At 71.9% G+C, this 26,474-nt stretch carries 26 protein-coding genes and 1 tRNA gene; 14 read left to right on the top strand and 13 right to left on the bottom strand.

What is annotated here, in order from left to right; genetic code table 11:
• Nucleotides 1-14: 14 nt before the first annotated feature.
• From ACR9ZG_RS01425 to ACR9ZG_RS01410, 4 genes are all read left to right on the top strand, one after another.
• The gene (locus tag ACR9ZG_RS01425) at nucleotides 15-1,127 is read left to right on the top strand and encodes a M24 family metallopeptidase (protein ID WP_481283036.1); all 1,113 of its coding nucleotides are present in this window, start codon (nucleotides 15-17) and stop codon (nucleotides 1,125-1,127) included.
• A complete protein-coding gene (locus ACR9ZG_RS01420) occupies nucleotides 1,124-2,389 on the top strand; it encodes a DUF445 domain-containing protein (protein WP_481283035.1) in 1,266 nt (421 codons plus the stop codon). Before ACR9ZG_RS01425 ends, ACR9ZG_RS01420 begins: the two co-directional genes overlap by 4 nt.
• A 452-nt stretch (nucleotides 2,390-2,841) precedes the next feature.
• Entirely contained in the window at nucleotides 2,842-3,261 is a 420-nt protein-coding gene (locus tag ACR9ZG_RS01415; protein ID WP_481283034.1) for a hypothetical protein, read from the top strand.
• Between the two features lie 21 nt (nucleotides 3,262-3,282).
• Nucleotides 3,283-3,480, top strand: a complete 198-nt coding sequence (locus ACR9ZG_RS01410) for a hypothetical protein (protein WP_481283033.1) — start codon at nucleotides 3,283-3,285, stop codon at nucleotides 3,478-3,480.
• A 165-nt stretch (nucleotides 3,481-3,645) separates the two neighbouring features.
• Here ACR9ZG_RS01410 and ACR9ZG_RS01405 read toward each other — a convergent pair whose 3' ends face one another.
• Nucleotides 3,646-4,050, bottom strand: a complete 405-nt coding sequence (locus ACR9ZG_RS01405) for a DUF3054 domain-containing protein (protein ID WP_481283032.1) — start codon at nucleotides 4,048-4,050, stop codon at nucleotides 3,646-3,648.
• A 143-nt stretch (nucleotides 4,051-4,193) separates the two neighbouring features.
• Here ACR9ZG_RS01405 and ACR9ZG_RS01400 point away from each other — a divergent pair, with 143 nt between their 5' ends.
• Nucleotides 4,194-7,070: an aminotransferase gene (locus ACR9ZG_RS01400; RefSeq protein ID WP_481283031.1), complete on the top strand. Its 2,877-nt coding sequence runs from the start codon at nucleotides 4,194-4,196 to the stop codon at nucleotides 7,068-7,070.
• Here ACR9ZG_RS01400 and ACR9ZG_RS01395 read toward each other — a convergent pair.
• Nucleotides 7,009-7,941: an ArgP/LysG family DNA-binding transcriptional regulator gene (locus ACR9ZG_RS01395; RefSeq protein WP_481283030.1), complete on the bottom strand. Its 933-nt coding sequence runs from the start codon at nucleotides 7,939-7,941 to the stop codon at nucleotides 7,009-7,011. The two genes, ACR9ZG_RS01400 and ACR9ZG_RS01395, sit on opposite strands and share 62 nt — an antisense overlap.
• A gap of 72 nt (nucleotides 7,942-8,013) precedes the next feature.
• On the opposite strand from ACR9ZG_RS01395, the gene ACR9ZG_RS01390 reads away from it, so the two are divergent.
• On the top strand, nucleotides 8,014-8,625 hold the full coding sequence (locus ACR9ZG_RS01390; protein ID WP_481283029.1) for a LysE/ArgO family amino acid transporter: 612 nt from the start codon (nucleotides 8,014-8,016) through the stop codon (nucleotides 8,623-8,625).
• Here the strand turns inward: ACR9ZG_RS01390 and ACR9ZG_RS01385 are convergent.
• On the bottom strand, nucleotides 8,622-9,431 hold the full coding sequence (locus tag ACR9ZG_RS01385) for a Rossmann-fold NAD(P)-binding domain-containing protein (RefSeq protein ID WP_481283028.1): 810 nt from the start codon (nucleotides 9,429-9,431) through the stop codon (nucleotides 8,622-8,624). The two genes, ACR9ZG_RS01390 and ACR9ZG_RS01385, sit on opposite strands and share 4 nt — an antisense overlap.
• A 93-nt stretch (nucleotides 9,432-9,524) precedes the next feature.
• Here ACR9ZG_RS01385 and ACR9ZG_RS01380 point away from each other — a divergent pair, with 93 nt between their 5' ends.
• The gene (locus ACR9ZG_RS01380) at nucleotides 9,525-9,947 is read left to right on the top strand and encodes a winged helix-turn-helix transcriptional regulator (RefSeq protein ID WP_481283027.1); all 423 of its coding nucleotides are present in this window, start codon (nucleotides 9,525-9,527) and stop codon (nucleotides 9,945-9,947) included.
• Nucleotides 9,948-9,960: 13 nt separating this feature from the next.
• Here ACR9ZG_RS01380 and ACR9ZG_RS01375 read toward each other — a convergent pair whose 3' ends face one another.
• The 5 genes from ACR9ZG_RS01375 to galU all read right to left on the bottom strand — a co-directional run bounded on the left by ACR9ZG_RS01375 (nucleotide 9,961) and on the right by galU (nucleotide 13,400).
• A complete protein-coding gene (locus ACR9ZG_RS01375; RefSeq protein ID WP_481283026.1) occupies nucleotides 9,961-10,326 on the bottom strand; it encodes a hypothetical protein in 366 nt (121 codons plus the stop codon).
• 63 nt (nucleotides 10,327-10,389) lie between these two features.
• Nucleotides 10,390-10,465: transfer RNA gene (locus tag ACR9ZG_RS01370), tRNA-Ala, on the bottom strand.
• Nucleotides 10,466-10,523: 58 nt separating this feature from the next.
• The gene (locus ACR9ZG_RS01365) at nucleotides 10,524-11,639 is read right to left on the bottom strand and encodes a hypothetical protein (protein WP_481283025.1); all 1,116 of its coding nucleotides are present in this window, start codon (nucleotides 11,637-11,639) and stop codon (nucleotides 10,524-10,526) included.
• A gap of 83 nt (nucleotides 11,640-11,722) precedes the next feature.
• Entirely contained in the window at nucleotides 11,723-12,385 is a 663-nt protein-coding gene (locus ACR9ZG_RS01360) for a GNAT family N-acetyltransferase (protein ID WP_481283024.1), read from the bottom strand.
• 43 nt (nucleotides 12,386-12,428) lie between these two features.
• A complete protein-coding gene (gene galU, locus ACR9ZG_RS01355; RefSeq protein ID WP_481283023.1) occupies nucleotides 12,429-13,400 on the bottom strand; it encodes a UTP--glucose-1-phosphate uridylyltransferase GalU in 972 nt (323 codons plus the stop codon).
• Between the two features lie 58 nt (nucleotides 13,401-13,458).
• Between galU and ACR9ZG_RS01350 the strand changes: the two genes are divergently transcribed.
• Genes ACR9ZG_RS01350 through mscL form a run of 3 tightly spaced genes read left to right on the top strand, consistent with a single transcriptional unit; the run spans nucleotide 13,459 to nucleotide 14,891 of the window.
• Nucleotides 13,459-14,043: a 5-formyltetrahydrofolate cyclo-ligase gene (locus tag ACR9ZG_RS01350; RefSeq protein WP_481283022.1), complete on the top strand. Its 585-nt coding sequence runs from the start codon at nucleotides 13,459-13,461 to the stop codon at nucleotides 14,041-14,043.
• A gap of 41 nt (nucleotides 14,044-14,084) precedes the next feature.
• Nucleotides 14,085-14,420, top strand: a complete 336-nt coding sequence (locus ACR9ZG_RS01345; RefSeq protein ID WP_481283021.1) for an FmdB family zinc ribbon protein — start codon at nucleotides 14,085-14,087, stop codon at nucleotides 14,418-14,420.
• Nucleotides 14,421-14,453: 33 nt separating this feature from the next.
• A complete protein-coding gene (gene mscL, locus ACR9ZG_RS01340) occupies nucleotides 14,454-14,891 on the top strand; it encodes a large-conductance mechanosensitive channel protein MscL (RefSeq protein ID WP_481283020.1) in 438 nt (145 codons plus the stop codon).
• Between the two features lie 93 nt (nucleotides 14,892-14,984).
• On the opposite strand, the gene ACR9ZG_RS01335 is transcribed toward mscL, so the two are convergent.
• The 4 genes from ACR9ZG_RS01335 to ACR9ZG_RS01320 form a co-directional block, all read right to left on the bottom strand.
• Nucleotides 14,985-15,194 carry a hypothetical protein gene (locus tag ACR9ZG_RS01335; RefSeq protein WP_481283019.1) on the bottom strand — a complete coding sequence of 70 codons (210 nt, stop codon included), beginning with the start codon at nucleotides 15,192-15,194 and terminating at the stop codon, nucleotides 14,985-14,987.
• A 19-nt stretch (nucleotides 15,195-15,213) separates the two neighbouring features.
• Nucleotides 15,214-18,933, bottom strand: coding sequence for an AAA family ATPase (locus ACR9ZG_RS01330; protein ID WP_481283018.1), 3,720 nt, complete (start codon nucleotides 18,931-18,933; stop codon nucleotides 15,214-15,216).
• Between the two features lie 100 nt (nucleotides 18,934-19,033).
• The gene (locus ACR9ZG_RS01325) at nucleotides 19,034-20,323 is read right to left on the bottom strand and encodes an MFS transporter (RefSeq protein ID WP_481283017.1); all 1,290 of its coding nucleotides are present in this window, start codon (nucleotides 20,321-20,323) and stop codon (nucleotides 19,034-19,036) included.
• Nucleotides 20,320-20,967 carry an ArsR/SmtB family transcription factor gene (locus ACR9ZG_RS01320; protein ID WP_481283016.1) on the bottom strand — a complete coding sequence of 216 codons (648 nt, stop codon included), beginning with the start codon at nucleotides 20,965-20,967 and terminating at the stop codon, nucleotides 20,320-20,322. Before ACR9ZG_RS01320 ends, ACR9ZG_RS01325 begins: the two co-directional genes overlap by 4 nt.
• Nucleotides 20,968-21,044: 77 nt before the next feature.
• Between ACR9ZG_RS01320 and ACR9ZG_RS01315 the strand changes: the two genes are divergently transcribed.
• The 3 genes from ACR9ZG_RS01315 (at nucleotide 21,045) to ACR9ZG_RS01305 (ending at nucleotide 24,589) form a co-directional block, all read left to right on the top strand.
• The gene (locus tag ACR9ZG_RS01315; RefSeq protein WP_481283015.1) at nucleotides 21,045-22,487 is read left to right on the top strand and encodes an MDR family MFS transporter; all 1,443 of its coding nucleotides are present in this window, start codon (nucleotides 21,045-21,047) and stop codon (nucleotides 22,485-22,487) included.
• 69 nt (nucleotides 22,488-22,556) lie between these two features.
• On the top strand, nucleotides 22,557-23,312 hold the full coding sequence (locus ACR9ZG_RS01310) for a FadR/GntR family transcriptional regulator (RefSeq protein ID WP_481283014.1): 756 nt from the start codon (nucleotides 22,557-22,559) through the stop codon (nucleotides 23,310-23,312).
• An 8-nt stretch (nucleotides 23,313-23,320) separates the two neighbouring features.
• The gene (locus ACR9ZG_RS01305; RefSeq protein WP_481283013.1) at nucleotides 23,321-24,589 is read left to right on the top strand and encodes an alpha-hydroxy acid oxidase; all 1,269 of its coding nucleotides are present in this window, start codon (nucleotides 23,321-23,323) and stop codon (nucleotides 24,587-24,589) included.
• A 22-nt stretch (nucleotides 24,590-24,611) separates the two neighbouring features.
• Here the strand turns inward: ACR9ZG_RS01305 and ACR9ZG_RS01300 are convergent, their stop codons facing one another.
• The gene (locus tag ACR9ZG_RS01300) at nucleotides 24,612-25,256 is read right to left on the bottom strand and encodes a G5 domain-containing protein (RefSeq protein WP_481283012.1); all 645 of its coding nucleotides are present in this window, start codon (nucleotides 25,254-25,256) and stop codon (nucleotides 24,612-24,614) included.
• 168 nt (nucleotides 25,257-25,424) lie between these two features.
• On the opposite strand from ACR9ZG_RS01300, the gene ACR9ZG_RS01295 reads away from it, so the two are divergent.
• A complete protein-coding gene (locus tag ACR9ZG_RS01295) occupies nucleotides 25,425-26,339 on the top strand; it encodes a DsbA family protein (RefSeq protein WP_481283011.1) in 915 nt (304 codons plus the stop codon).
• Nucleotides 26,340-26,474 lie beyond the last annotated feature (135 nt).

Here is a 26,474-nt window from a genome sequence, read left to right as displayed (position 1 = left end):
CAAGGGAGGCACGCATGCAGCAGCTCACCGCACGGCACTTCACGGACCGGCTGGCGCGCGGCGCCGAGCAGGCCCGCGCCGCGGGGTACGACGGTCTGCTCATCGCCCCGGGACCGGACCTCGCCTACTTCGCCGACTACCTGCCGGTGGCGACCACCGAGCGGATCACGCTGCTGGTCGTCCCCGCGGGCGGCGAGCCCGCCATGCTCGTCCCCGCGCTGGAGCGCGAGAGCGCCGCCGGCACCCGCGCCTCCTCCGCCATCCGCCTGGTGGATTGGCGCGACGGCGAGGACGAGTACGTGCCGGCGGCCGCCCTGCTGAAGCCCGACGGCAGGTACGCCCTGTCGGACGCGCTGTGGTCGATGCACCTCCTCGGGCTGCAGCAGCGCCTCCCGCACGCCCGGTTCGAGGCCATCTCGCACGCGCTCCCGCTGCTGCGGGCGGTGAAGACGCCCGACGAGGTCGACCGGCTGGCCGCCGCGGGCGCCGCCGCCGACGCGGCTTTCGAGGACATCCTCGGCGTCCGGTTCTCCGGGCGCCGGGAGCGGGAGATCGCCGGCGAACTCGACCGGCTGCTCCGCGAGCACGGCCATGCGCAGGTCGACTTCACGATCGTCGCGAGCGGGCCCAACGGCGCCGACCCGCACCACGACGCCGCCGACCGGGTGATCGAGGAGGGCGACATGGTCGTCCTCGACTTCGGCGGCCTCCTGGAGGGCTACGGCTCGGACACCACGCGTACTGTGCACGTCGGGGAGCCGACGGACGAGGAGCACGAGGTGTACGAGACGGTGAAGCGGGCGCAGCAGGCGGCCTTCGAGGCGGTCGCCGTCGGCGTGCCGTGCCAGGAGATCGACCGGACCGCCCGCGCGGTCATCCGCGACGCCGGGTACGGCGAGTACTTCATCCACCGCGTCGGGCACGGCATCGGCGTCACGACGCACGAGCCGCCGTACCTGGTGGAGGGCGAGGAGCGGTCCATCGAGGCCGGCATGACGTTCTCGATCGAGCCCGGCATCTACCTGCCGGGCCGGTTCGGCGTGCGGATCGAGGACATCGTCGTCGCCGACCACGACGGCGCTCACCGGCTCAACAACACCAGCCGCGAGCTGCACCTGGTCGCGTGACCGCCACCATCGCCGACCGCGACGCGGAGCGCCGCAGCGCCCTGCGCCGGATGAAGGTCCTCGCGACGAGCCTGCTCGTCGTCGCGGCGGTCGTTTTCACCGTGTCGTTCGCGCTCGAGGACCGGTTCGCCTGGCTCGGCTACGTGCGCGCCGCGGCGGAGGGGGCGATGGTCGGCGCGCTCGCGGACTGGTTCGCCGTCACCGCGCTGTTCCGGCATCCGCTCGGCCTCCGCATCCCCCACACCGCGATCATCCCGACCCGCAAGGACGAGATCGGCGCCGCGCTGGGCGAGTTCGTGGAGACCAACTTCCTCTCCGACGACGTCGTGGCGCGCAAGCTCGGCTCGATCGACCTCGCCGGCGCCGCCGCCGGCTGGCTGGAGGAGCCGGTGAACGCGCGCCGGGTCGTGGCGGAGGCGTCGCGCGGGCTCACAGGTCTCGCCGGCCTCCTCGACGACGAGCGGATGCGGGATGCCGTGGAGGCGGTGGTCCGCACGCACCTCGTCGCGCCGCTGTGGGGCCCGCCGCTCGGCCGGCTCGGCGAGCGCGTGCTGGAGTCGGGCGGCCACCGGGAGGCGGTGGACCTGCTCCTCGACCGCCTCGACGAGTGGCTGGCCGCGAATCCGGAGGCGTTCGCCTCCGTGGTCTCGCGGCGCCTGCCGTCGTGGCTGCCGTCGTTCGTCGACCGGCTGGTGGACGAACGGCTGCACTCCGAGGCGCGCCGCTTCGTGCGGGACGTGCGGGAGGATTCGGAGCACCGCCTCCGCCGCTCCCTCGACGCGTATCTGGGCCAGCTGACCGACCGCCTGCAGCACGACGAGGCGACCATCGAACGGCTCGAGGGGGCGAAGGCGCGCGCCTTCGACGACCCGCGCATCCGCGAGCTCGCCGCGTCCGCCTGGACCGCGGCCCGCACGGCGGCGGTGGAGGCGCTGAATGACGAGGACGGCGAGCTGCGGCTCCGCGCGCAGGCGTTCGTCGCGGACGCCGCCCGGCGCATCCTCGACGACGCGGAGCTGCGCGCCTCCCTGAACGCCCGGCTCTCCGGCGCCGCCCTGCACCTGGTGTCGACCTACCGCAGCGACATCGCGCACGTCATCAGCGAGACCGTGCAGGGCTGGGACGCGGCCGAGACCACCGACAAGATCGAGACGCAGGTCGGGCGCGACCTCCAGTTCATCCGCATCAACGGCACGGTCGTCGGAGCGCTGGCCGGGCTCGCGATCTACAGCGTGGCCACGGGGGTCGCTGCGCTGCTGTAGCCGCCTTGGGTGGATTCGGTCATGACCCGGTAACTCATGAGTCGTCCGCTTCAGATGGTCTCAACCTACCGAGATTCCACCGCGCGTCTGCTTCCAGGTCGGAGAAAGGCACTCAACCTGACGCACGCGGCCCCGCAAATGCGTTATTGACTCGGCCGCCGGCTACGGCCGATCGACAGACTCGAGCCAGCGCGAGTTACGTGCAGGGTCGAGGACAAGGATCGCGCCGGCGACGGGTCGCAAACTCCGTCCACTCCATTCAAGGAAGAACGGAGCATTGAACGATGCGTACTTTCAAACGGCTAGGGGCAATTGGCGCCCTGATTCTTGCCATGGTGCTAGGAGCAGGAGCTCATGCAGCGAATGCGGCTGGTGCAGCACCCTCGAACGTCCACGTGAATCTGTACACCAAGAGTGCGACAGTCGGGTGGAGCGCTGTCCCCGGAGCTACGTTGTACACCGTCATCGTGTCCCGTGATGGATACGCGGGTCCGTACGCGGGCTTCACGACCACCTCGACGTCGATCAACATTTCCTATGCCAACTTCCCCTACAGATCTGCAACGGGAGGTAAGGCCTATCGCTTCTCAGTCGGCGCGAAGGGGGCCGGGTGGTCGTCCACCACCAAGAGCGTCAAGGTGATGGCGAATGGAACGCTTGTTTCTGCGAGCAACACCAATGCCGCGTTGAAGAAGATCTCAGACTGCAACCACCAGGGATCGGCCGCGGCGCTTGTCGTTGGCGGGACTGGAGGGGTGGTCGCGCTTGTGACGGTCTGGATTCCTGGTGTCGACGTTGTAACCGCTGGTGGACTTGCCACCGCAATGGCGGCGACCTACGTCGCGACATCTGTAGTCTGCGTGCTTAGCTAAAGGGGAACTAGAATGTCTAACATGAGCGCAAACGACGCGAAGCAGGGCAGCATTCTCGGCGCGAGTCTGCTCCTCGCAGTTACTGTCGGAGTCGTGCTCGCGTTCTTCGGAACGAGTGTCGGATGGCCCGTCTGGGAAACGATCGTGGTCCCGCTGTTCGTGGCGGCGATCGCGTTTGTGGGTAACATGCTCTTCGCTCGGGCAAGGCGTCGCAGCTGAGTGCTTGAGACTCGGGCCGCCACCTCGCCGCCTGAGTCTCACGCCTCTTCACCGCCGCGAGTCAGTCAGCCGTCGTATCGCCGCACGGACTCGACCTTGTCAAGCTCCGGCGATAAGGCCCATCACTCGGCGACGGGCGTCGCGGCGCCGTTCTGACGGTCGCCGTCAGCGCACCGCGGTCACCGAGGCCGTGTCCTGCCGCAGCCTCCGCCGCCGGGCGAACGGCAGCGCGACCAGCCGCCAGCCGACGAGGAAGACGCCGAGCACCACCGCGGCCACCGCGATGAAGCTCGGCTGCACGCCCTGCCCGCAGGCCGTGCGGATCAGCATGCCGAGCGCGACCGTCATCAGCCAGATCGGGATGCCCGGCCAGACGATGGCGAGCGGCCGCGTCCAGGCCCAGGTCACGAGCCAGCCGACGACCAGGCCGATGAGGAACGGCCACAGCGTCGTGAGCAGCCCGGAGACGCCCGCGCTCTCGCCGTGGCTGCGCCGGCCGATGAGGACGAAGAGGAGGACGAGGGCCGCGTCCAGCACGAACGCCAGCGCCGCTGTCCTCCAGGATTTCACCCGTTGATGCTACGGGGAGGCCCCGTGCGTTGCCTGGGTGCGAGGTGGGCGGCACCTCCTCATTAGACTGGCCTCACCTGTCGCACCGGACTGTCGCAGCGGCCTGTCGCTGGCGACCTGTCGCCACCCTCCTGGAGTGCTCCGTGCCGAACTTCGACTTCCTCGCTCAGCCCTCGCTCCCGCGCCCCGACGTCACGGCCGACGACGCCGTCGCCATCGCCGCCGCGCGGTTCGGCCTCCACGGGCGGGTGACCGAGCTCGGCAGCCAGCAGGACCGCAACTTCCTCGTCGACACCGGCGACGACCGGTACGTGCTCAAGCTGGCCAACCCGGTCTTCTCGGCCGACGAGCTGCGGGCGCAGAACGCGGCGCTGGCGGCCCTCACCGGCTCCGGCATCCGCATCCCGGAGGTCATCCGCTCGCTCGACGGCGACGACCTGGTGGAGGTGGAGGCGCAGGGCCGCACGCTCCTCGCCCGCGTGCTGCGCTACCTCGACGGCGACCCGCTGACCGGCGTCGCGCGGCCGACGCGGGAGCAGCTGCGGACCCTCGGCGCGCTCGCCGGCACGGTCGCGGCCGGGCTGTCGGAGCTGCGCCACCCCGGCCTCGACCGGACCACCCAGTGGGACGCCCGGGTCAGCGGCGAGGTCATCGACCTGCTGCTGGAGCACGTGGAGCAGCCGGCCAAGCGCGCGGTCGTCCGCCGCGCCGCCGACGACGCCCTCGCCCGCCTGGAGCCGCTGCGCTCGCGGCTGCGGGTCCAGGCGGTGCACGGCGACGTGACCGACGACAACATCGTGCTCGGCGAGGGCGGCCCCGGCGTCATCGACTTCGGCGATGTGGCCGACGGCTGGCTGGTCGCCGAGCTCGCCGCGACCGTCACGAGCGCGCTGCATCACGTCCCCGACGCTCCGATCGACGCCGTGCTGGAGGTCGTGGCGGCCTTCCACGCCGAGTCCCCGCTCGACGACGCCGACCTGGCCGCGCTGTGGCCGCTGGTCGTGCTGCGCGGCGCCGTGCTCGTCGTCAGCGGCGAGCAGCAGGTCGCGCTCGACGGCGACAACGCCTATGCGGACGAGAACCGCGCGCACGAATGGGTCGCCTTCGACGTCGCCCGCCGCCTCGACGCGACCGAGGTGGAGGCGCTGATCCGCGGCCGCTTGCAGGTGGCGGCGGCGACCGAGCCTCCCGCGCTCGGCCGCCTGGTCGCGCTCGAGACCACCGGGCGCAACCTCACCGATCTCTCCGTGCTGGGCCGCGACCAGGACGCCGGCGCCTGGCTCCAGGACGGCGCCGAGGCGGCCGTGCTCGCCCGCGTCTGCCGCGAGGCCGGCCACGCCGTCACCCGGTACGGCGAGGCGCGCCTGACGCGTGCGCGGGTGAACCGCACCTCCGCCTCCGCCACCATCGCCCTCGCCGTGACGCTGGAGGCGCCGGAGGGCGTGCCCGTGCTGGCCCCCTTCTCCGGCGAGCTCGCCCTCGTCGGCGGCGCGTGGCTGCTGCGCGGCGACGGCCTGGAGCTGTGGCTCGACGGCCTCAGCCGCCCGCTGACGACCGCCACCGTGGCCGCGGGCGACGAGCTCGGCACGGCGGTGCGGCTCACCGTGCAGCTCAGCCGGCTGCGCGGGTGGCGTCCGCCCGCGCTGGTCACGCCGGCCGTTCCCGTCGAGCGGTGGAGCGCCATCTCGCCCGACCCGTCCGCCCTGTTCGGGGTGGCCCTCGCCGCGCCCCAGCCGGACCCGGCCGCGTCGCTCGCCCGGCGGGATGCGACGTTCGCGCAGGTGCAGGAGCATTACTTCACCGAGCCGCCGCTGATCGAGCGCGGCTGGCGTCACCACCTGCTCGACACCCGGGCGCAGAGCTACCTCGACATGGTGAACAACGTCACGCAGCTCGGCCACGGGCATCCTCGGCTGGTGGAGGCGGTGCGCGACCAGTGGGCGCGCCTGAATACCAACTCCCGGTTCCACTACGACGAGCTCTCGCGGTTCACCGAGCGGCTCGCCGCGATCGCGCCGGAGGGCCTCGACACCGTGTTCCTCGTCAACAGCGGCTCGGAGGCGGTCGACCTCGCCCTCCGCCTGGCGCAGACGCACACCGGCCGCCGGACCATCCTGGCGGTGAAGGAGGCGTACCACGGCTGGACCGTCGGCGCCGACGCGGTCACGTCGTCGCTCGGCGACAACCCGCGGGCGCTGGAGACGCGACCCGACTGGGTGAAGCTCGTCTCCTCCCCCAACATCTTCCACGGCGCCCACCGCGGCGCCGGCTCAGGACCGGCCTACCTCGCCGAGCTCGACGCCGACCTGGCCGAGCTGGACGCGGCCGGCATCGGGATCGCCGGGTACATCGCCGAGCCGGTGTTCGGCAACGCCGGCGGCGTCATGCTGCCCGACGGCTACCTGGCCGGCGTCTACGAGCGCGTCCGTGCCCGCGGCGGCGTCTGCATCGCCGACGAGGTGCAGGTGGGCTACGGCCGGATGGGCCACTACTTCTGGGGCTCCGAGCAGCAGGGCGTCATCCCCGACGTGATCACGGTGGCGAAGGCGATGGGCAACGGGCAGCCGCTCGGCGCGGTCATCACCCGGCGGGAGATCGCCGAGTCGTTCGCGGCGGAGGGCAGCTTCTTCTCGTCAGCGGGCGGCAGCCCGGTGAGCGCGGTCGTCGGCCTGACGGTCCTCGACATCATGCGCGACGAGCACCTGCAGGAGAACGCGGCGACGGTCGGCGACCACCTCGCGGCCCGGCTGCGCGAGCTGGGCGAGCGGCACCCGCTCGTCGGCGCGGTCCACGGCCTCGGCCTCTACCTCGGGGTGGAGCTCGTGCGCGACCGCGAGACGCTGGAACCGGCCACGGCCGAAGCGCACCTGGTCTGCGACCGCCTCCTGGCCGAGGGTGTGATCGTGCAGCCGACCGGCGACTTCAAGAACGTGCTCAAGATCAAGCCGCCGCTCTGCATCACGCGCGAGAGCGCCGACCGCTTCGCGGACGCGCTCGACCTCGTGCTCGCGACGCTGTAGGCCGCAGGCTGCCTGCCGCCTCGGCGGCGATGGCGTCGGCGACGGCGCTGAGCGCGGAGGAGCGCAGCGACCACTGGTGCCAGTACAGCGGCACCTCGACGGCGCCCTCCTCGTCGAGCACGCTGAGGCGGCCGTCGGCGACCAGGCCGGCGGCCTGGAGGTCCGGCAGCATCCCCCAGCCGCGGCCGAGCTCGGCCGCGGCGACGAACTGGGTCGACGCGGGCACGTAGTGCCGGGGCGGGCGTGCGCCGGGTGCGAAGCGGTCGAGGTAGCGGTCCTGAAGGGCGTCCTTGCGGTCGAAGACCAGCATCGGCGCGGCGGCGGCGGCCTCCCGCGTCCATCCCTCGGGCGCCCAGCGCTCGACGAACGCCGGGCTCGCCGCCGGCCGGTAGACCATCGAGCCGAGCGGGGACACCGTGCAGCCCTGCACCGGCTCGGGGTCGGAGCTGATCGCGGCCATCGCGGTGCCGTCCCGCAGCCGGTCGAGCGTGTGCTCCTGGTCGTCGAGCGTGATGTCGAACGCGAGTCCCGGCACCGCGGCGAGAGCGGGCAGCGCCCAGGTGGCGAGCGAGTCGGCGTTGATCACGAGCGGGATGCTCGCGGTGGCGCCCTCCTCCCCCGCCAGCTCGGCGGCGGCCTCGGCCTCCAGCAGGGCGAGCTGCCGGGCGAGGCGCAGCAGCACGCGGCCCGCCTCCGTCGGCTCGATCGGCTTGCTGCGCCGCAGCAGCACGCGGCCGCTCTGCTCCTCCAGCGCCCGCACCCGCTGGCTGACGGCGGACGGCGTGATGCGCAGCGCGACGGCGGCCCGGTCGAAGGTGCCGTGATCGACCGCGGCGGCCAGGGTCCGGAGGTGCTCGGCGTTCGCATCCATCGACAGTGATGCTAATGCACAGTAAGAATCATGAGCTGTACTTGATCGGAAGCACCCCGTAGCGTCGAATCGATGTTCAGCAGCGCTCTCGGCACCTTCCTGGCCGGCCTCGGCTCCTCCGCCTCCCTCATCGTCGCGATCGGCGCGCAGAACGCGTTCGTGCTGCGGCAGGGGCTGCGGCGCGAGCACGTGCTCCCGATCGTCGTCATCTGCGTGCTCAGCGACGCGGTGCTGATGGGGGCGGGCGTCGCCGGGATCGGCGCGCTGGTGAAGAGCGCTCCGCTGGCCCTCGAGATCGTGCGGTGGGCGGGCTTCGCCTTCCTCGTGGGCTATGCGGTCGTCGCGGCACGCCGGGCGCTGAAGCCGGGCGCCCTGACCGCGGCGAACGGCACCGCCACCTCCCTGCTCGCCGCGGTCGGCACCTGCCTGGCGATCACGTGGCTGAACCCGCACGTGTACCTCGACACGGTCCTCCTCATCGGCTCGCTGTCGGCCGCGCACGGCGATCCCGGCCGCTGGGTGTTCGGCGCGGGAGCCGCGACCGCGAGCCTGCTCTGGTTCACCCTGCTGGGATTCGGAGCCCGGTTCGCCGCACCGGTCTTCGCCCGGCCGGTGGCGTGGCGCGTGCTCGACGCGGGCATCGCGGTGCTGATGCTGGTGCTGGCGGTGCTGCTGGTCGTCTAAGCGGCCCGAGCGGAGGCTGCCGCCGCCGCAGCGACGCCGAGTCCGTCCTGGGGCTCCCGCTCCAGGAGGCCGGCGAGGTCGCTGTGGTGGGTGGAGAGGAAGCCGTGCCGCATCGCCGTGGCGATACTCAGCAGCATCGGAGCCTGGAACGGCAGCAGGCCGGGCGATGACGTCAGCTGGTCGCGGTAGTCGCCCACGGACAGGTCGTGGATCGAGGCATCCAGCACGTGTCCGATGCCCACGATCCCGAACGCTGGCCCGGTGAGCTCGTAGATCCGTCCGCTGTGGCGCTCGGGCGACAGTGCGACGGTGGCCGCCGCGCGGGCGAGGTCGTCGCGCGCAGGGGCGGCGACCCTCCCCTCACCGAACGGTGATTGCAGCACGCCGTCCTGCCAGCCGAGGAGGTCGCCGATCAACTCGGCGTACAGCCCGTTGCGCAGGATCGTCCACGCCATGCCGCTGGCCGTGATCATCCGCTCGGTCGCGCGGTGAGCCAGTGCGAACCCGAGGTGGTCGCCCTCGCCCACGACGCTGGTGTAGACGATGTGCTCGACACCATCGCGGCGAGCGGCTTCGACGACGCGCTGGTGTCGCGCGATGACGACGTCGTCCTCGGCGTAGCCCGCCGACACCAGCACGAGCGTCGTGACATCGCGCAGGTCGAGGGTGGCCGGGTCGTCGAAACTCATCGCCCGTCCCGCCGGTCCGGGCGTCCTGCTCGCCCCGATGGCGGGCGTCTGCCGGCCGCGGAGATGCTGGAGGGTCAGGGAGCCCAGTTGCCCGCTGGTACCGGTGACGAGAATCATGCAGAGTCCTTCGAGGTGGTTATCGTTGGTAACCAGCCGGTCACCGGAACTCATCCTCAGACCCGGGTCCGGCCCGCACAAGGAGGCACTTCAATGTCCGCCACGCACACCGCGGTAACCCCCCGCGTCAGACCAGACGCCGCCGATCTGGAGCCCTGCGGTTCGCAGGATCATCCCGACTGCGGGATCCGGGATGTGCTCGACCGCGTCGGCGACAAATGGTCGGTGCTGGTCATCGTCGAACTCGCCTCCGGTCCCCGGCGCTTCCGTGAGCTCCAGCGAGCGATCGACGGCATCTCACAACGCATGCTCACCGTGACGGTGCGACGCCTCGAGCGCGATGGCCTCGTGCTGCGCACCGTGTACCCCACGGTCCCCGCCCAGGTCGACTACCGGCTGACCGAGACGGGGGCCAGTCTCACTCACCTGGTCAAGGCCCTCGCCGACTGGTCGCTGTCGCACCGGGAGGCGATCGCCGAAGCACGATCCCGCTACGACCGACAGGCGACCGAGTAGGGCCGCCGATCGGTCAGTCGATCGCCGTGTCCGGCCGCTGCATCTCGCTCCCGTCCGCGAGCGCACGCACATACGCGTATGCCTCGCGCGCGTAGCCGCTCCAGCCCTCCGCCGTGTCGGGAGGCAGGGCCACCCACTCCTTCATCGTGCGCGTGCCCATGGTGACGTCGTGCGCCACGCCCGCCGTCATCAGCGCGACGGCGCGGTCACGCGGGAGCTTCCCGATGAGCCCGTCACCGTGACCGAGGAAGGCGAAGATCTTGCCGTCGACACGGAGGCCCGGGCTGCGGAACATCGTGCCGAAGCGGACGCGCGGGTCGTCCGCGTACTCCGCCGCCAGCGCGTCGAGCGCCTCGCGGCCGGCCGTCGCCTCTTCCACGAGCACAATCTAGAGCCCGGAAACGCCGGAAGGCCACCCTCTCGGGTGGCCTTCCGGACTCTGTGGTGGAGCTAAGGAGATTCGAACTCCTGACCTCTTCGATGCGAACGAAGCGCGCTACCAACTGCGCCATAGCCCCGGGGAACTGCTTAGAAACAATAGCACCCGATCCCGGTCAGATCGAAATCGAGCACCGCTCAGCTCGCCGCCCGGCGACGCCGGAGGACGGCGTCCAGGTCGAGGGCGCGGTCGTCCATCGCGTCGAGGATGCCCATGCTCGCGTAACGGCTGGGCGCCTCGGCGACGGGAGCGACGGGAGCGACCGGGGCCGCAGGCGCGACCGGCGAGACGGGCGCCGCGGACGCGGCAGGAATCTCGGCGGACCCCGTCGCTACGGCCACCGGACGCAACGGCACGGGCGCGGGGGCCGGCGGGGCGACCTCCGCCGCCTTCCGCTCGAAGTCCGCACGGGCGGCGGCGCGGCGCAGCTCGGTGGCCGCGTCGATCGACGCCATCGCGGCGGCGGCCACGGTCCCGGGCGAGAGGTGGAGGGGCTTCGGGAGCGGGCGCGGCGTCCAGCTCTGGCGCAGGCGCTCCTGCACCGGCAGGTCGTGCTGGGCGTCGTCGTACAGCTCGGGCGCGGGAGGCGCGTACGGCGCCACGACGGAGGTTGCGGGCGCAGCCTCCTGCGGACGGGCCAGACGGGTGAGCATCCCGACCGCGGCGACACCGAGTGCGGCCGACAGCGCGGGCACCAGCCAGACGCCGGTGGAGGCCATGAGGGCGGTCCCCGCGGCGACGCCCACCGCGGCGACCACGAGTGCGAGCGTGCTCAGGGCGCGCGCGCGACGGAGCCGACGGCGGCGCTGCGGAGACAGGCTGGAGGCGCGGGTCGACGCGGACAGCGCCCGCGCGCGCTGCGCGGCGGCGGCCCGGGCGGCGCGCTCGACGGCGATGGCCTCGGCGGCGGCGCGCTCCGCCTCCTCGGCGGCACGACGACGCTCCTCCGCGATCGCCTGCTCGCGACGGGCGTGGGCGGCGGCCTCGGCGCGGGCGACGGCCATCCGCTTCTCCTCCGCCTTGCGCAGGATGCGCTGCTGCTCTGCGACCGTGCGGGCCGTGGCCTCCATGCGCACCTCGTCGGGCAGCTCGCTCGTCTCGGCCAGGATGCGCAGCGTCTGCTGCAGCCGTACGGCGTTGCGCTCCGTCGCGAGGTACTCGCGCCGGCGCAGCCACACCGGGATCAGATAGGCCACCCAGAGGGCGGCCGCGATGGCGACGACCACCCCACCGCCCATCACATCCCCGTTCATGCCTCTACGCTAGAGGCCCGCACGCGCCGGGCCCCGGCAGGTGGACGGGTGTGTCTTCCGCTCAGCGGCCGTCGAGTCGACGTTCAGCGAACGCGCGCCACCGGCAGAGGGTTGCTGGAGGCCGCACGGTCCTCCGCGCTGATCGTCGCGGCGTCCGCCGGCACCTGGCCGTCGAGCCAGCGCCGCAGCACGCCCTGGGTCAGCTCCTCCGACACCAGGCCGAAGCAGAAGTGGTCGCGCCAGTCGCCGTTGATGTGGATGTAGCGCCGTCGCAGTCCCTCGTACCGGAAGCCCAGCTTCTCGACCACGCGCAGGCTCGGCGCGTTCTCGGGGCGGATGCAGATCTCCATCCGGTGCAGTCCGAGCTGGTAGAAGCAGTAGTCGGTCGCCAGCGCCACGGCTGTCGGGGTGATGTTGTGCCCGGCGAACCGCTCGGCGATCCAGTAGCCGATGGTCGCGCTCGACAGCGAGCCGTAGGTGATCGACGACACGTTCAGCTGGCCGGCCAGCTCGCCGTCGTACTCCACGATGAAGGGGAGGCCGTGGCCGGCGCGGGCGTTCGCCAGCAGGGAGCGGATGCTCGCCCGCGTGTCGAACGCGCCCGCCGAGTACGGGCTGGTCGCCTCCCACTGCCGCAGCCACGAGCGGTTGTCGAGCAGCGCTCGCTCGAGCGCGCGCGCATCCCGCAGGCGGATGGGCCGCAACCCCACCCGGCCCTCGCCGAGCGTGGGGATCACGATCGCCACGGACTCCTCCTTCGCCGTCTCCCGTACCTCCGCCGCGCTCCGCTCAGCTCTCGGCCGGCTCCGGCTGCTCCACCGGCTGCACCGGCTCGGCCGGCATCTCCTCGACGACCTCTTGCGGGTCGTCCTGCAGGCCGCCGGCGAAGTCGCGCAGCCACGGGCGCAGCTCCGGGCCGAGATCCTCGCGGTCGACGGCCAGCTGCACGATGGCCTTGATGTAGTCGAGGCGGTCGCCGGTGTCGTAGCGGCGGCCGCGGAAGACGACGCCGTACACGCCGCCGGTCCAGTCGGGCGCCTCGGCCATCGACTGCAGGGCGTCGGTCAGCTGGATCTCGTTGCCGCGGCCCGGCTCGGTGCGCTCCAGCACGTCGAACACCTCGGGGCGCAGCACGTAGCGGCCGATGATGGCCAGGTTGGAGGGGGCGTGCTCCTTGTCCGGCTTCTCGACCAGGCCGGTGATCCGCACGACGTCGTCCTCGTCGGTGGGCTCGACCGCGGCGGCGCCGTAGAGGTGGATGCTGTCGGGGTCGACCTCCATGAGCGCGACCACCGTGGTGTTGAGCTCGTGCTGCACGTCGAGCATGCGGGTCAGCAGCGGGTCGCGGTGGTCGATGATGTCGTCGCCGAGGAGCACCGCGAACGGCTCGCGGCCCACGTGCATCTTGGCGCGGAGCACCGCGTGGCCGAGGCCCTTGGGGTCGCCCTGGCGCACGTAGTGCACGTCGGCGAGCGAGGTGGAGTAGTTGACCTTCTGCAGGCGGTCGGTGTCGCCCTTCTTCTGCAGGGTGTCCTCGAGCTCGGCGTTGCGGTCGAAGTGGTTCTCCAGCGCGTTCTTGTTGCGGCCGGTCACCATGAGCACGTCGTGCAGGCCGGCGTCGACGGCCTCCTCGACGACGTACTGGATGGCCGGCTTGTCCACCACCGGAAGCATCTCCTTCGGCATCGCCTTCGTCGCCGGGAGGAACCGGGTGCCCAGACCCGCCGCAGGGATGACCGCTTTCGTCACGTGGTTTGCCATGCCGCCTACAGTATCCGCATTTCCGGCGGTCACAGGCTCGGTCTTCTAGGATTGCGGTATGGACCCGGATACCGCCGAGCACCGCAAGCGGGCGCTCCGCGCCGAGCTCCGCGAACGCAGGCAGAACCTCACGTCGACCGAGCGCTCCGGCGCCACCGCGGGGCTGACCCGCAACCTGGTGGACCTGGCGACCGATCTCTCCGCCCGCTCGGTCGCGGCCTACCTGTCGACGCCGATCGAGCCGGACACCCGCCCGTTCCTCAACTGGGCGCACGTCCAGGGGCTGCGCGTGCTGCTCCCGATCTCGCGCGAGGACGGCCTGCTCGACTGGACGACCGGCGACGGCGAGACCGAGACCGAGGGCCTGTTCGGGATGCCGGAGGCCGTCGGCGAGCTGCTCGGCCCGATCGCGATCAACGATGTCGACCTCATCCTCGTCCCAGCGGCGGCCGTCGATGCGAGCGGGATGCGGATGGGCTGGGGCCGCGGCTATTTCGACAAGACGCTCGGCAGCATGGAAAAATGTCCTCCGGTCTACGCCGTGCTCTACGACGGCGAGCTCGTGGACGAGGTCCCGCGCGAGCGGCACGACCAGCCCGTCGACGGCGCCGTGACGCCGACCCGGATCGTCCAGTTCTCCTGACCCACCGGTCCACTCCGGACCCGACCGACCACGGGAAGCAGATGCCCACCTACTCCTACCAGTGCCGCGACTGCGGCCACGCCTTCGACATCCAGCAGGCCTTCACCGACGACGCGCTGACGGTGTGCCCGAACTGCGGCGGCTCGCTCCGCAAGGTGTTCGGCGCCGTCGGCGTGACCTTCAACGGGTCCGGGTTCTACCGCACCGACTCGCGGGGGACGAAGGCGGGGGCGGGGTCGGGTTCGTCGGGATCGGGCTCGTCGTCCTCGTCGGGATCGGGCTCGTCGTCCTCGTCGGGATCGTCGTCCTCGTCGTCCTCCTCCTCGTCGTCCTCGTCGTCCGGGTCGTCGTCCTCCTCCGCGGGGTCCGCCGCCTAGTCAGCACCACCCCTCCTGCAGAAAGGACCGGTCATGCTCAAGGGTTTCAAGGAGTTCATCCTCCGCGGCAACGTGATCGACCTGGCCGTCGCGGTCGTCATCGGCGCCGCGTTCACGGCGGTCGTGAACTCGATCGTCACCAACATCTTCAACCCGCTGATCGGCGCCCTGTCGATGAGCGACAGCCTGGACAACGCGCTCACGCTCACCATCGGCGACGCACAGGTCAAGTTCGGCGCCGTCGTCGCGTCGATCATCAACTTCCTGATCGTCGCGGTCGTGGTGTACTTCGTCTTCGTCTACCCGATCAACGAGGTCCGCAAGCGCGCGGAGCGCCTCCGCAAGAAGGGCGTCGTCGAGCCGGAGGCCCCGGTCACCGAGCTGGACGTGCTCACCGAGATCCGCGACCTCCTCGCCACCCAGCAGACCCCGCCGCAGGGCACCGGCAAGCACGCCGACCCCCAGATCTAGTCCCGCTGATTTGCGCCGAATCGCGGTTATGCGGCGCTGATAACCGCGATTTGGGGCAAATCGTGCCCTGGTCTGGTCTCGGGGCGGGGCCGCTCACCAGTGCGGGGGGACGTCGCGGCGCAGGCGCTCGTCGTTCGATCCGAACGACGGGGTGTGGTCGCTGTCGGTCGCGGCCGGCTCGGGCGCGGCCGGCAGCGCCGGCGTCGGGTCCGCTCCGGGCGCGCCCGGCCGCTGCACGCGGCGGCTGCGCCGCGGGCGCGCCGGATCGCCGGAGACGGTGCGCTGGTCGCGGTCGGAGGTCACCCCTCCAGGGTAACGGCGCTCAGCCGACCGGGATCGTGATCGGCGCCGTCTCGGTGCCGACCTCCGCTCCGATCAGCTTCGCGATGCGCGTGGCGACCGCGTCCGGGTCGGCGAACAGCTCGAAGCTGTGCACCCGGAGGTAGTGCCAGCCGAGGCGGCGCAGCACGTCGGGGCGCAGGCGGAGGGACTCGCGGAGGCTGCCCTTGTTGACATCCTCGTCGGTCTCGACCGCGACCGCACGGCCGCCATGCGACGCGACCAGCGTCAGCTTGCCGCGGTAGCCGAGGTGCACGTCGAGACCCCGGCGCACCAGGCGCTTGGCGAGGTCGAGCACCATCGGGTCCGCGTCGTGGCTGAGGTACTCGGGCGCCGCCGCCTGCAGCTGGTCGGCCTCCCCCAGCACCTGGGCCAGCGCCGCGATGCCGTGCCGCATGCGCGACTCGTCGATGTCCTCCGGCTTGAAGCACGACACGATGTCCATGCCGCGGCGTGCGCGGGTCATCCCGACGGCCAGCAGGCGGTCGCCGCCGGGCTCGGCCAGCGCGCCGAAGTTCGACAGCAGGCGGCCGTGCGGCGTGCGCCCGTAGCCGATGCTGAAGATCGCGCGGTCGCGGCTCTGGCCGACCGACTGGTCGAGGGTGACCACGGTGAACGGCTCCGCCCGGTCGCCCAGGATGAAGTCGGCGAGCTCGCTGCGCTTGGAGAAGGCGGCCAGCACCGCCTGGTTGACGCGCACGGCGTGCCGCTCGCTCGCGGTGATGACCATGAGCGACTCGCGCGGCCGCTCGGTCGCGTGCTTGAGCACGAGGTCGACGACGGTCGCGACCTCGGCGTCGGTGCTCTCCACAGCGCCGGTGTCGGTGTCGGGCATGCCCTGGCCGCCGGTCACGTAGTGCAGCGCGAGGCTGCCGTGGCCGAGGAAGGTGCCCGCCCACGGGAACGAGTCGATCATCCCGCCGTAGAAGCGGCGGTTGACGAGCTCGGCGAGGTCTTCGCCGCCGGCGCGGTAGCTGCGCGTCAGCGTATAGACGGGCAGCAGCTCGGAGAGCCGGGCGAGCGCGGAGTCCGCGTGCATCGCGTCGAGGTCGTCGGCGTCGACCGTCGTGCCGTACTCGTGCACGCCGATGTCGAACCGCGACGGGGTCTGCGTGACCGGGTCGCCGAACGCGACGACCTGCTTGGCGCGGCGCAGCACCGGGACGTTCTCGGCGAGGCTGGAGGCGCCCGCGTCGACCAGCAGCACGGCGTCGAACGACACCTCCCCGCTGATGTCGGGGACCTCGTACGGCGAGACCAGCCACACCGGAGCCAACGGCCGTGCCAGGTGCGGCGCGGCGGCGTTCAGCGACTGCGCGGTCGGGTTCTCGGTGGTCAGGAGGCGCTTCAGCGCGGCGGCCTCGTCCGGCCAGTCCACGATGCCGATCTTCCAGGTCTCGGCGAGCATCCACGCGAGCTGCTTGCCGGTGGCGGAGGCGTGCGCCTCGTCGACGAGCCGGAAGTCGGCCTCCAGCCGGTCGAGCACGCTGGTGTTGGCGCTGAGCAGGGCGCGGTCGGAGGCGAGCAGCGTCTCGAGGACGGACTGCCACCACGCCAGCTCCAGCTCGGCGCTCACCTGCGTCTCCGGCACGTGCCGGATGGAGAGGTCCGACAGCAGCGGGTCGAGGTCGAGCTCGCGCAGCTGGCCGAGCAGCGCGGTCCGCTCCTGCAGGTTGGCGAGCACCTCCGACTCGGCGGCGAGGCCCGCGATCTGGCGGGTGAGGATCTCGATCGGCAGCGCGGCCAGCGAGTTCGGAGTGCCGGTGCGGCGCAGCGGGATGTCGAGGCGGGCCAGGTCCTCCGCGACGCGCTGGTAGGCGACCTGCACGTCCGCGATGCCGACCGGCACCTCCGGAACCACACCGGCGACGGCGAACCGGTTCCAGAGGATGCGCTGCTGCTGGATGCGACGCAGGCTCTCGTTGAGGTCCGTGACGTGCACGCCGGGCCGCACGTACTCCAGCGCGAGCTTGCGCAGGCGCCGGCGGTTGGCTCCGGACATCGCCGGGGACTCGCGGCGGGAGGAGGTGGCCGCGATCAGCTCCGCCAGCGAGCGGTCGAACACCGCCGGGGTGAAGCGGTCGAGGGTCTCGCGGATGTCGGCGAGGAGCCGCAGGTAGACGCCGAGCTCGGCGATCGACTCGAACGGCCGCATCCTGGTCTGCCCGATGAGGGCGTTGGCGCGGTCGATGAGGCGCGGCAGCTCGGCGCGGTTCAGCTTCTTGGCCAGCTCGTGCGCGGCCTTGCCCTCCTCCGTCGTCGTGAAGGAGGCGCCGTACCACGGCGAGTCGTTGGGCCCGTAGCGGAACTCGCCCAGGCGCGCGGCGCGGATGAGCGCGTCGGCGGCCGAGGCGCGGTCGTGCGCGAGCGCCTCGATCGAGCGGCGGCCGAGCCGGGCGGTGGTGGAGGGCGGCGCCGGCAGCAGCGACAGGTGCGACAGCTCGCGCAGCGCATCCAGCACCGACACCTTGAGCACGGGGTCGCGGCGGGTCAGCGCGGCGCGGTAGTCGAGCAGCACCTTGCGGAGGCGGACCAGCGCCTCGTCCACATCGGTGACGCGCGGCTGCTCCGCCTTCTCGTTGCGGCCGATGGCCTGGATGAGGTCGCGGCGCAGCGTGCGCGGCGTGACGGCGAGGCCCGGGAGGCCCGCGCGCGCGAGCCGCTGCGCGATGTCGTCGAGGCTCGACCGGCGCGGGGTCACGACGAGCACGCGCTTGTGCTGGCCGACCAGCGCGCCGATGGCGTTGACGATGGTCTGCGTGCCGCCGGTGCCCGGCAGCGTCTTCACGACGATGGAGTTGCCGGCGGCGATCTGGGCGACGACGTTCTCCTGCGCCTCGTCGGCGTCGAGGAGGAGGGTGTCGGTCGCGGGCGGGCGCTCGTCCTGCTTGATCGGGTCCACCGGGTTGAAGGCGCTCTCGACCGTCGTGCGCGCGGTCGGGTTGCCGGCCAGCGCATCCAGCATCACGGCGTCGAGGTCGTCGGCCTCGGCACGCAGCGCCGGGGCGACGTCGGCGAACGACGAGACGACGAGCCGCGGCTGCACGTTGAACCAGGGCAGGTGGGAGGTCAGCCCACGCAGGCGGTCGATGACCGGTTGCGGCTTGAACACGCCGTTCTGCACGGCGAGCGCCACGAAAGCGTCGGCGTCGAGGGTGATCTGGAACTGCTCGGCGAGCGCCTCCGCCAGCTGCGGGTTGAGGAACGGCTGACCCTTGAGCTTGAGCTCGAAGTCGCGGCCGTAGCGGCGGATCGCGAGCGGGCGCAGCAGGATCGGGGCGAAGAACTCGTCGCCGCCGTGCCTCCACTGCGCCAGCCCGATCGCCAGGTGCACCGATTCGATGCCGCGTACGGAGCGCAGCTCGATGCCCTTGGCCGTGATCGCATTGGCGGCGGCGCGCGCGGTGCGCAGCGCCAGCTCGTCGCGGATGAGACTCGACAGCAGGGTGCTCTTGCCCGTGATGAACTGCGGCAGACCGCCCGGGTGCGTGGTGCTGAGCTCGATGCGGGTGCGGGGGCCGTCCTCGAAGTGGAGCAGCGGGGAGGTGCCCCCGATCGCCGCGATCTCGTCGCGCCAGCGCTGCCACACCGGCTCGGCGATGTTGCCGGCGGTGAGGGCCGGATCGCCGAGGCTCAGCATGTGCGGAGCGGTCGTGTTGCCGGCGGGATGCAGGGCGTCGTCGTCCCTGAGGTCCGACGCCATCGCGTCGTCCTCCGTCTTCCTATCCAGTCGCCACACACGGACACCCTACGTGCCCGACCCAGGAAACCCGGGCAATTCGGGCGGGTTTCGCGGCGATCCGCTACGATGCCGCGCTCGGCTGCGTGACCTCGGCGGCGGGCGAGCGCAGCGGATCGCGCGGCCTCCCGTGTCCGCGCAGGAGGACCAGGGCGAGCACCCCGCAGAGTGCGTACAGGGCCGCCTGCGCGTCGAGCACAGGGACGGCGCCGACCGTCTCCGCGAGCGCTCCGCCGAGCAGCAGGCCGACGCCCTGCGCCGCGCCGCCCAGTGTCGTCACGGCGGCGATCACGCGGCCGAGGGCGGCGGGAGGCGTCGCGCTCTGCACGATCGTGATCTCGCCGGTGCCGGTGGCGACGGCCGGGATGCCCATCGCGATGAAGAGGCCGGCGTAGACGGCGAGCACGGTGGTGACCGGCGCGAGGTTCCAGGTGACCAGCAGCAGCGCGGCGAAGACCAGGAAGCCGACGCCGACCACGGCGCGCGCACCGAACCGGCGCAGCAGCCTCCCGGTCACGAGGCCGCCGAGCACACCGCCGACCGCCTGGAGGCCGCGGACCAGCCCGACGCCCGCGTCGCCCGCGCCGACGTCGTCCGTCAGGTACACGATGAAGAGGACGAGGAAGATGCCCTGCGCGGCGCCCGCGAGCACGGCGATGAGGGTCATCGTGCGCAGCGTGCCGGACGACAGGAGGGTGCGCAGCCCCTCCACCCACTCGTGCAGGAGGCGGCGCTCGGCATGCCCCACGGCCTCCTCCCCCGCCTGCTGCACCGGCGCCCGGCCGATGCCGCGCCGGGTGCCGAGCACCAGGAGGGCGGTCGCGACGAAGGTCGCCGCATCCACCAGCACGATGCCGCCGAGGCCCCAGAAGGCGAAGGCAGCGCCGCCCAGCGGCGAGCCGACCAGCCGGGCGAGGTTGTCGCTGACGGCGATCAGGCCGTTCGCGGCGCCGAGCTCTTCCGCGCCGACGATGCCGGGGACGATCGCCTGACGTGCCGGGTTGATGATCGCGCCGAGCACCGCCTCCACGGCGGCCACCGCATAGACGATGCCCATCCGGTCGGCGGAGGCGGCGAGGAGAGGGAGCAGGGCAGCCGCCTGCAGCAGCGCGACGACGATGATCGTGCGGCGGCGGTCCCAGCGGTCGACGAGCACGCCGAGCAGGCTGCCGAGCAGCAGCATCGGCACGAGCTCCGCCAGGAAGACGGTGGAGGCGCCGAGCGCCGACCCCGTCGCCGAGAACGCGAACAGCGGAAGCGCGATCATCAGCAGCCAGTCGCCGGTGTCCGAGACGAGTCCGGCCGACCACAGCAGCCCGTAGTCGCGGCGCAGGAGGAGGTGACGGCTGCTCATTCCGCGGCCTCCTGGGCGTCGTCCTGGGCGGCGTCGTCCTGGGCACGGGCCACGGCGAGCGCGTCGGGGTGCCGGAAGGCGTTCAGGTGGAGGGCGACCACGTCCGCATCGGACGGCGCGTCCACGCGCGTGAGAGCGATGTACGGGCGGATGAGCGCATCCAGCTTCTCCCCCAGCGCGCGCAGCTCGGCGGGCGTGAGCCGCAGGGCGTAGCCGGAGAGCATCGTCGCCTCGCGCCATTCGCGCGGCTGCTCGTCGCGCTGCGCGATGGCGCGGTGGACGAGGGCGGCCTCGTCGTCGACCTGGCGGTCGGCCAGGGCGCGCTCGATCGTGCCGGAGCCCAGCTCCGCGTCCGGGTTGTCCGTGTCGCCGTAGCTCAGGCCGGTCGACACCGAGCGCCAGGGGCGTTCGCGGCCGTCCGCGGCCTCCACCGCCTCCACGAGTCCGAAGCGCGCCAGCGCACGCAGGTGGTAGCTGCAGTTGGAGGGGGTGGAGCCGATGACCTCGGCGCACTCGCTCGCCGTGCGCGGGCCGAACGACATCAGGTGGTCGAGCAGCGCGATGCGCAGAGGATGCGCGAGGGCGCGGAGGGCGCGCGGGTCGGTGACCGTGCGGCGCTGCTCGGGGCGCGATTCGAAAGACATGTTTCAGAGTATTGCGAAAGACTTCTTTCACGTCAAGCCGGGAATGCGCGCGAAGGTCGCGCATGTTGTTGACCCGTGTGAACGAACCAACCCGGGCGAGCGTCGGCTTCCGATCGGAACGCGGCCCCATCCTCATCGCGCTCATGCTGACGACGGGCCTCGTGGCCATCGACTCCACGATCCTGGCGACCGCGGTGCCGTCGATCGTGAGCGACCTGGGCGGCTTCGCGCAGTTCCCCTGGCTGTTCTCCATCTACCTGCTCGCCCAGGCGGTGTCGGTGCCGGTGTACGCCAAGCTGGCCGACACGGTCGGGCGCAAGCCGATCGTGCTCGTCGGCATCGCCCTGTTCCTGCTCGGGTCGGTGCTCTGCGGGTTCGCGTGGAGCATGCCCGCGCTGATCGCCTTCCGAGCGGTTCAGGGGCTCGGCGCCGGCGCCATCCAGCCGATGTCGATCACGATCGCCGGCGACATCTACACCGTCGCCGAGCGCGCGAAGACACAGGGCTACCTGGCCAGCGTGTGGGCCATCTCCTCGGTGGTCGGGCCGACGCTCGGCGGGGTGTTCTCGCAGTTCCTGTCGTGGAGGTGGATCTTCTTCGTCAACGTGCCGCTCTGCATCCTCGCGGCCTGGATGCTGATCCGCACCTTCCACGAGAGCATCGAGCGCCGACGCCACCGGGTGGACTACGCGGGCTCGATCCTCCTGACCGCGGGGATGAGCCTCCTGATCCTCGCGGTGCTCGAAGGCGGCCAGGCGTGGGCGTGGGACTCGGCATGGAGCATCGGCGCCTTCAGCCTCGGTGCACTGCTGCTCGTGGCGTTCGTGCTGGTGGAGCGGCGGGCGGCCGAGCCGGTCCTTCCACTGTGGGTGCTCTCCCGCCGGCTCCTGCTCACGACGACGATCGTGTCGCTGGGCATCGGCGCCATCCTGATCGGGCTGACGTCGTACGTGCCGACCTACCTGGAGGGGACCATCGGCTCAGCGCCGCTGGTCGCGGGCCTCGCCGTGGCGGCCCTGACCCTCGGCTGGCCGCTGGCGGCGAGCCAGTCGGGACGCCTCTACCTGCGTATCGGCTTCCGGAGCACCGCCCTGATCGGCACCACCCTGGCGGTGATCGGCGCCGCTGCGCTGGCGGCGACGTCGCTCCAGCCCAGCGTGGCGTGGGTGGCGATCAGCTGTTTCGTCGTCGGACTCGGGATGGGCCTGGTCGCGACGCCGACCCTCATCGCGGCCCAGTCCAGCGTGCCGTGGAACGAGCGCGGCGTGGTGACCGGGACGAACATGTTCGCCCGCTCGATCGGCAGCGCCGTCGGTGTCGCCGTGTTCGGCGCGGTGGCGAACGCGATCATCGCCGGCTCGGCCGGGGGTGAACACGACCCGGGCACCGTGCAGGCCGCCTCCACCGCCGTCTTCGTCGCCACGGCGATCGTCGCCGCCTTGACGATCGTCGCCGCCCTCGCGATGCCGCACGCCCGCGTCGAGGACGTGGAGCTCTCCGCCTCCCCTGCCGCCGACTGAGGCCCGCGCCCGCGTGGTAGTGTGGTCGGACCACATGGTCGGACCACAGTGATGACGCGGGAGGCGCGCGTGACGACAGAGCCGAAGGCCTGGGAGGGCGTGCTCGCCCACATCGAGGCGCAGCTCGTCGACGGCCGCCTCCGCCCCGGCGACCACCTCCCCGCCGAGCGCGCCATGGCCGCCGACCTGGGCGTCGCCCGCTCCAGCGTCCGCGAGGCGATCCGGGTGCTGGAGGCGATGGGTCTCGTCCGCACGCAGACCGGCTCCGGCCCGAGCTCCGGCGCGATCATCGTGGCCCGCCCCGGCGGCGGCATGCAGGCCCTCATGCGGCTGCAGGTCGCGGCCAGCGGGTTCCCGGTCGCCGACGTGGTCCGCACCCGGCTGCTCCTCGAGACCGCAGTCGCCGCCGACCTCGCCGAACGGGCGGGCGGGACGGCCGGCCGCGCCGACCTCGACGACGCCCGCCACCTCCTCGACGCCATGGACGACGCGGCGCTCACGCCCCAGGAGTTCCTCGCGCTCGACGCCCAGTTCCACCTCGCCCTCGCCGACGCCTCCGGAAACACGGTCGTCGCCGCGACGATGTCCGGGCTGCGCAGCTCCATCGAGGGCTACGTGCTCGCCGGCGCCGCGCGCGTCGACGACTGGGCGGCGATGGCCGGCCGCCTCCGCGCCGAGCACCGCGGGGTGCTGGAGGCGATCACCGCCGGCGACCCGGGCGCCGCCCGCACCCGCATCCACGACCACATCAGCGGCTACTACCGCGACGCCTCCCCCGTCACGGCCTCCGCCGCGTCCCCGTCCCCCGTCCACGAACACCGTTAGGCACGCACATGGTCAACCGCCAGTTCCCCAAGCCGGTCGAGCTCCTCGAGCTCATGCAGTTCAAGAAGCCCGAGCTCGACCTCAAGAAGCGCCGGCTCGAGAACGCCCTCACCATCGAGGACCTCCAGCGCATCGCGAAGCGCCGCACCCCCAAGGCCGCGTTCGACTACACCGAGGGTGCCGCGGAGGGCGAGCTGTCGCTGGCGCGCGCCCGCCAGGCCTTCCAGGACATCGAGTTCCACCCGTCGATCCTGCGCGACGTGTCGACGGTCGACACCTCGTGCACGATCTGGGGCGGCCCCTCCGCCCTCCCGTTCGGCATCGCGCCCACCGGCTTCACCCGCCTCATGCAGACCGAGGGCGAGGTCGCCGGAGCCGGTGCGGCCGGGGCCGCGGGCATCCCGTTCACCCTCTCCACCCTCGGCACCACCTCCATCGAGGGCGTGAAGGCGGCGAACCCGAACGGCCGCAACTGGTTCCAGCTCTACGTCATGCGCCAGCGCGAGATCTCGTACGAGCTCGTCAAGCGCGCCGCCGCCAACGGGTTCGACACCCTCTTCTTCACGGTCGACACCCCGGTCGCGGGCGCCCGCCTCCGCGACAAGCGCAACGGCTTCTCGATCCCGCCGCAGCTCACCCTCGGCACGATCATCAATGCCATCCCGCGGCCGTGGTGGTGGTACGACTTCCTCACCACCCCGAAGCTCGAGTTCGCGTCCCTCTCCTCGACCGGAGGCACGGTCGGCGACCTGCTGAACGCCGCGATGGACCCGTCGATCAGCTTCGAGGACCTCGACATCATCCGCAGCATGTGGCCGGGCAAGATCGTCGTGAAGGGCGTGCAGAACGTCGAGGACTCGAAGAAGCTGGTCGACCTCGGCGTCGACGGCATCGTGCTCTCCAACCACGGCGGCCGCCAGCTCGACCGCGCGCCCATCCCGTTCCACCTCCTCCCGGAGGTCGTGAAGGAGGTCGGCGCGCACACCGAGGTCGCGATCGACACCGGCATCATGAACGGCGCAGACATCATCGCCGCGTACGCCCTCGGCGCGAAGTTCACGCTGATCGGCCGCGCCTACCTGTACGGCCTGATGGCCGGCGGCCGCGCCGGCGTCGACCGCACCATCCAGATCCTCACCGACCAGCTCGTCCGCACGATGAAGCTGCTGGAGGTGTCGACGCTGGAGGAGCTCACCCCCGCCCACGTCACCCAGCTGACCCGCCTGGTCCCGCTCGGCCGCCAGGAGGCGACGGCGCGGGCGCTGACGGAGGCGTAAGGGGTCGCTCCGACGGGATCGGCTATGCGTCGCAGCCGATCCCGTCACCGTCGCGATCGAGATCGTAGATGTCCTCGCCGATGACCTGGACGGGCCCCTGCACGTAGGCGGGGCCGTTGCCGCTGCCGCCCGCGCAGTCGACATCAGAGGCGATCGGCACGCATCCGCCGTAGTTCGGGTCGCAGCCCGATGGTGCGGGCGGCGCGGCAGGAGGCGGCGGAGGCGCCGGCTGCCTCGTGCCGACACTCGTCACCTGGTCCACGGGCGGGGTCGTCACGACCTCGGACACGAGTTCGCGGCCGGTCTCGACACCATCGACCGTCGTCACGCGCCACGTGCGGGTGGTGACGCCGTTCTGACCCGCCGTCGTCACCTCGCTGATCCCCACGTCGCGGTTGGGGTCCTCCACGGTTGTGGCGGCGAAGGCGACCGGCACCTCCTCCGTCACGGTCGTGACCACAGGGGTGGGGGTCGGAGTCGGCGTCGGAGTCGGGGTCGGCTTGGTGCTCTCGGCCGAGGCTGCGACGGTCTGCGCCTCTCCGACCTCCGCAGCCGTGTCGTCGCCGCTGTGCGCCGCCGCATTCGCCGAGATCCCGATGATCAGGACCAGGACGGCGCCGAGTCCGATCCCCGCCCAGCCCTTCTTGCCCAACTGCCGCGCACCCATCGCGCCCTCCTCATGCTCGCGCACGAGTCTGGCGGTCGGTCGAATCGCATAACAACGCCCCGAACGGGGGCGGTCCGCACCGCCGTCTGACCCTCCGGCACAGCCGCTTCAAAGCAATTCCCCCCTACGATCGACAGGGAATTGTCACCTGTCGATGGGATGAGCTGAATGGCAACGGGGAGAGGGGCGTCCAGCCCGTCCAAGCGGGATCGCCGCGAAGAGGCGCGGGAGACCGCCAGGAAGATGCGCGAAGAGGCCGCCAAGAAGGCCAAGCGCCGCAAGGTGATCGTGCAGAGCTCCGTGATCGTCGGCATCGTCGCGGTGCTCGCCATCATCGGCGTCGTCATCTTCACCAGCGTCAGCGCCTCCAGCAACGTCGCGAACCCGAAGAACATGCTGAGCGGCGGCATCCTCCTCCAGAAGGCCGACCAGGCCGTCACCACGCCGGCGATCGCGTCCGGCGAGGAGCCGACCGCGACCAAGCAGACGCTCGACGGCAAGACGGCGCACATCCAGATCTGGCTCGACTACCAGTGCCCGTACTGCAACCAGTTCGAGACCACGAACTCCGACCAGATGAAGCAGCTGATGGCGGACGGGAACGCGACCCTCGAGATCCACCCGGTCGCCATCCTCGACTCGGCGCAGAACAACGAGTACTCGACCAGGGCGGCCGCCGCGATGGCCTGCGTCGCCAACTCCGAGCCGAACAAGTTCTTCGACGTCAACAGCGCGCTGTTCGCCAACCAGCCGGACGAGCAGACGGGCAGCGGACTCACCAACGCCGAGATCCTCAAGGTGTTCAAGGATGCGGGCGTCGAGTCCGACGCGATCACGAAGTGCGTCAACGACCAGACGTACGCGAAGTTCATCACCAACCGCACGCAGGCCGCGGTCAAGGACAAGCAGCTCGTCAACCCCACCACGGGCAGCTTCGGCACGCCGACGGTCTTCGTGAACGGCGAGCGCTACCAGGGCGGCTTCACCGACGCCGAGCAGTTCAAGGCCTTCGTCGCCGCGGCGGTCTCGGACGCCGGCGACAGCGGCTCTGTCACCTTCCCGACGCCGGCAGCCGGCAAGTAGCCGCGCTCCCGCGGGATCGAAGGGGGGGGGGGCCCCCGCCCCCCCCCCCCCCGCGGCCGGGGGGGGGGGGGGGGGGGGGGGGGGGGGGGGGGGCCGGGGGGGGGGCCCCCCCGGGGGGGCCGCGGGGGGGGGGCC

The sequence above is a fragment of the Leifsonia sp. KNZ12-8B genome, from assembly GCF_056755495.1.
Note: the sequence above shows the minus strand (reverse complement) of the source record. Positions and strands in the feature narration are given on the sequence as shown.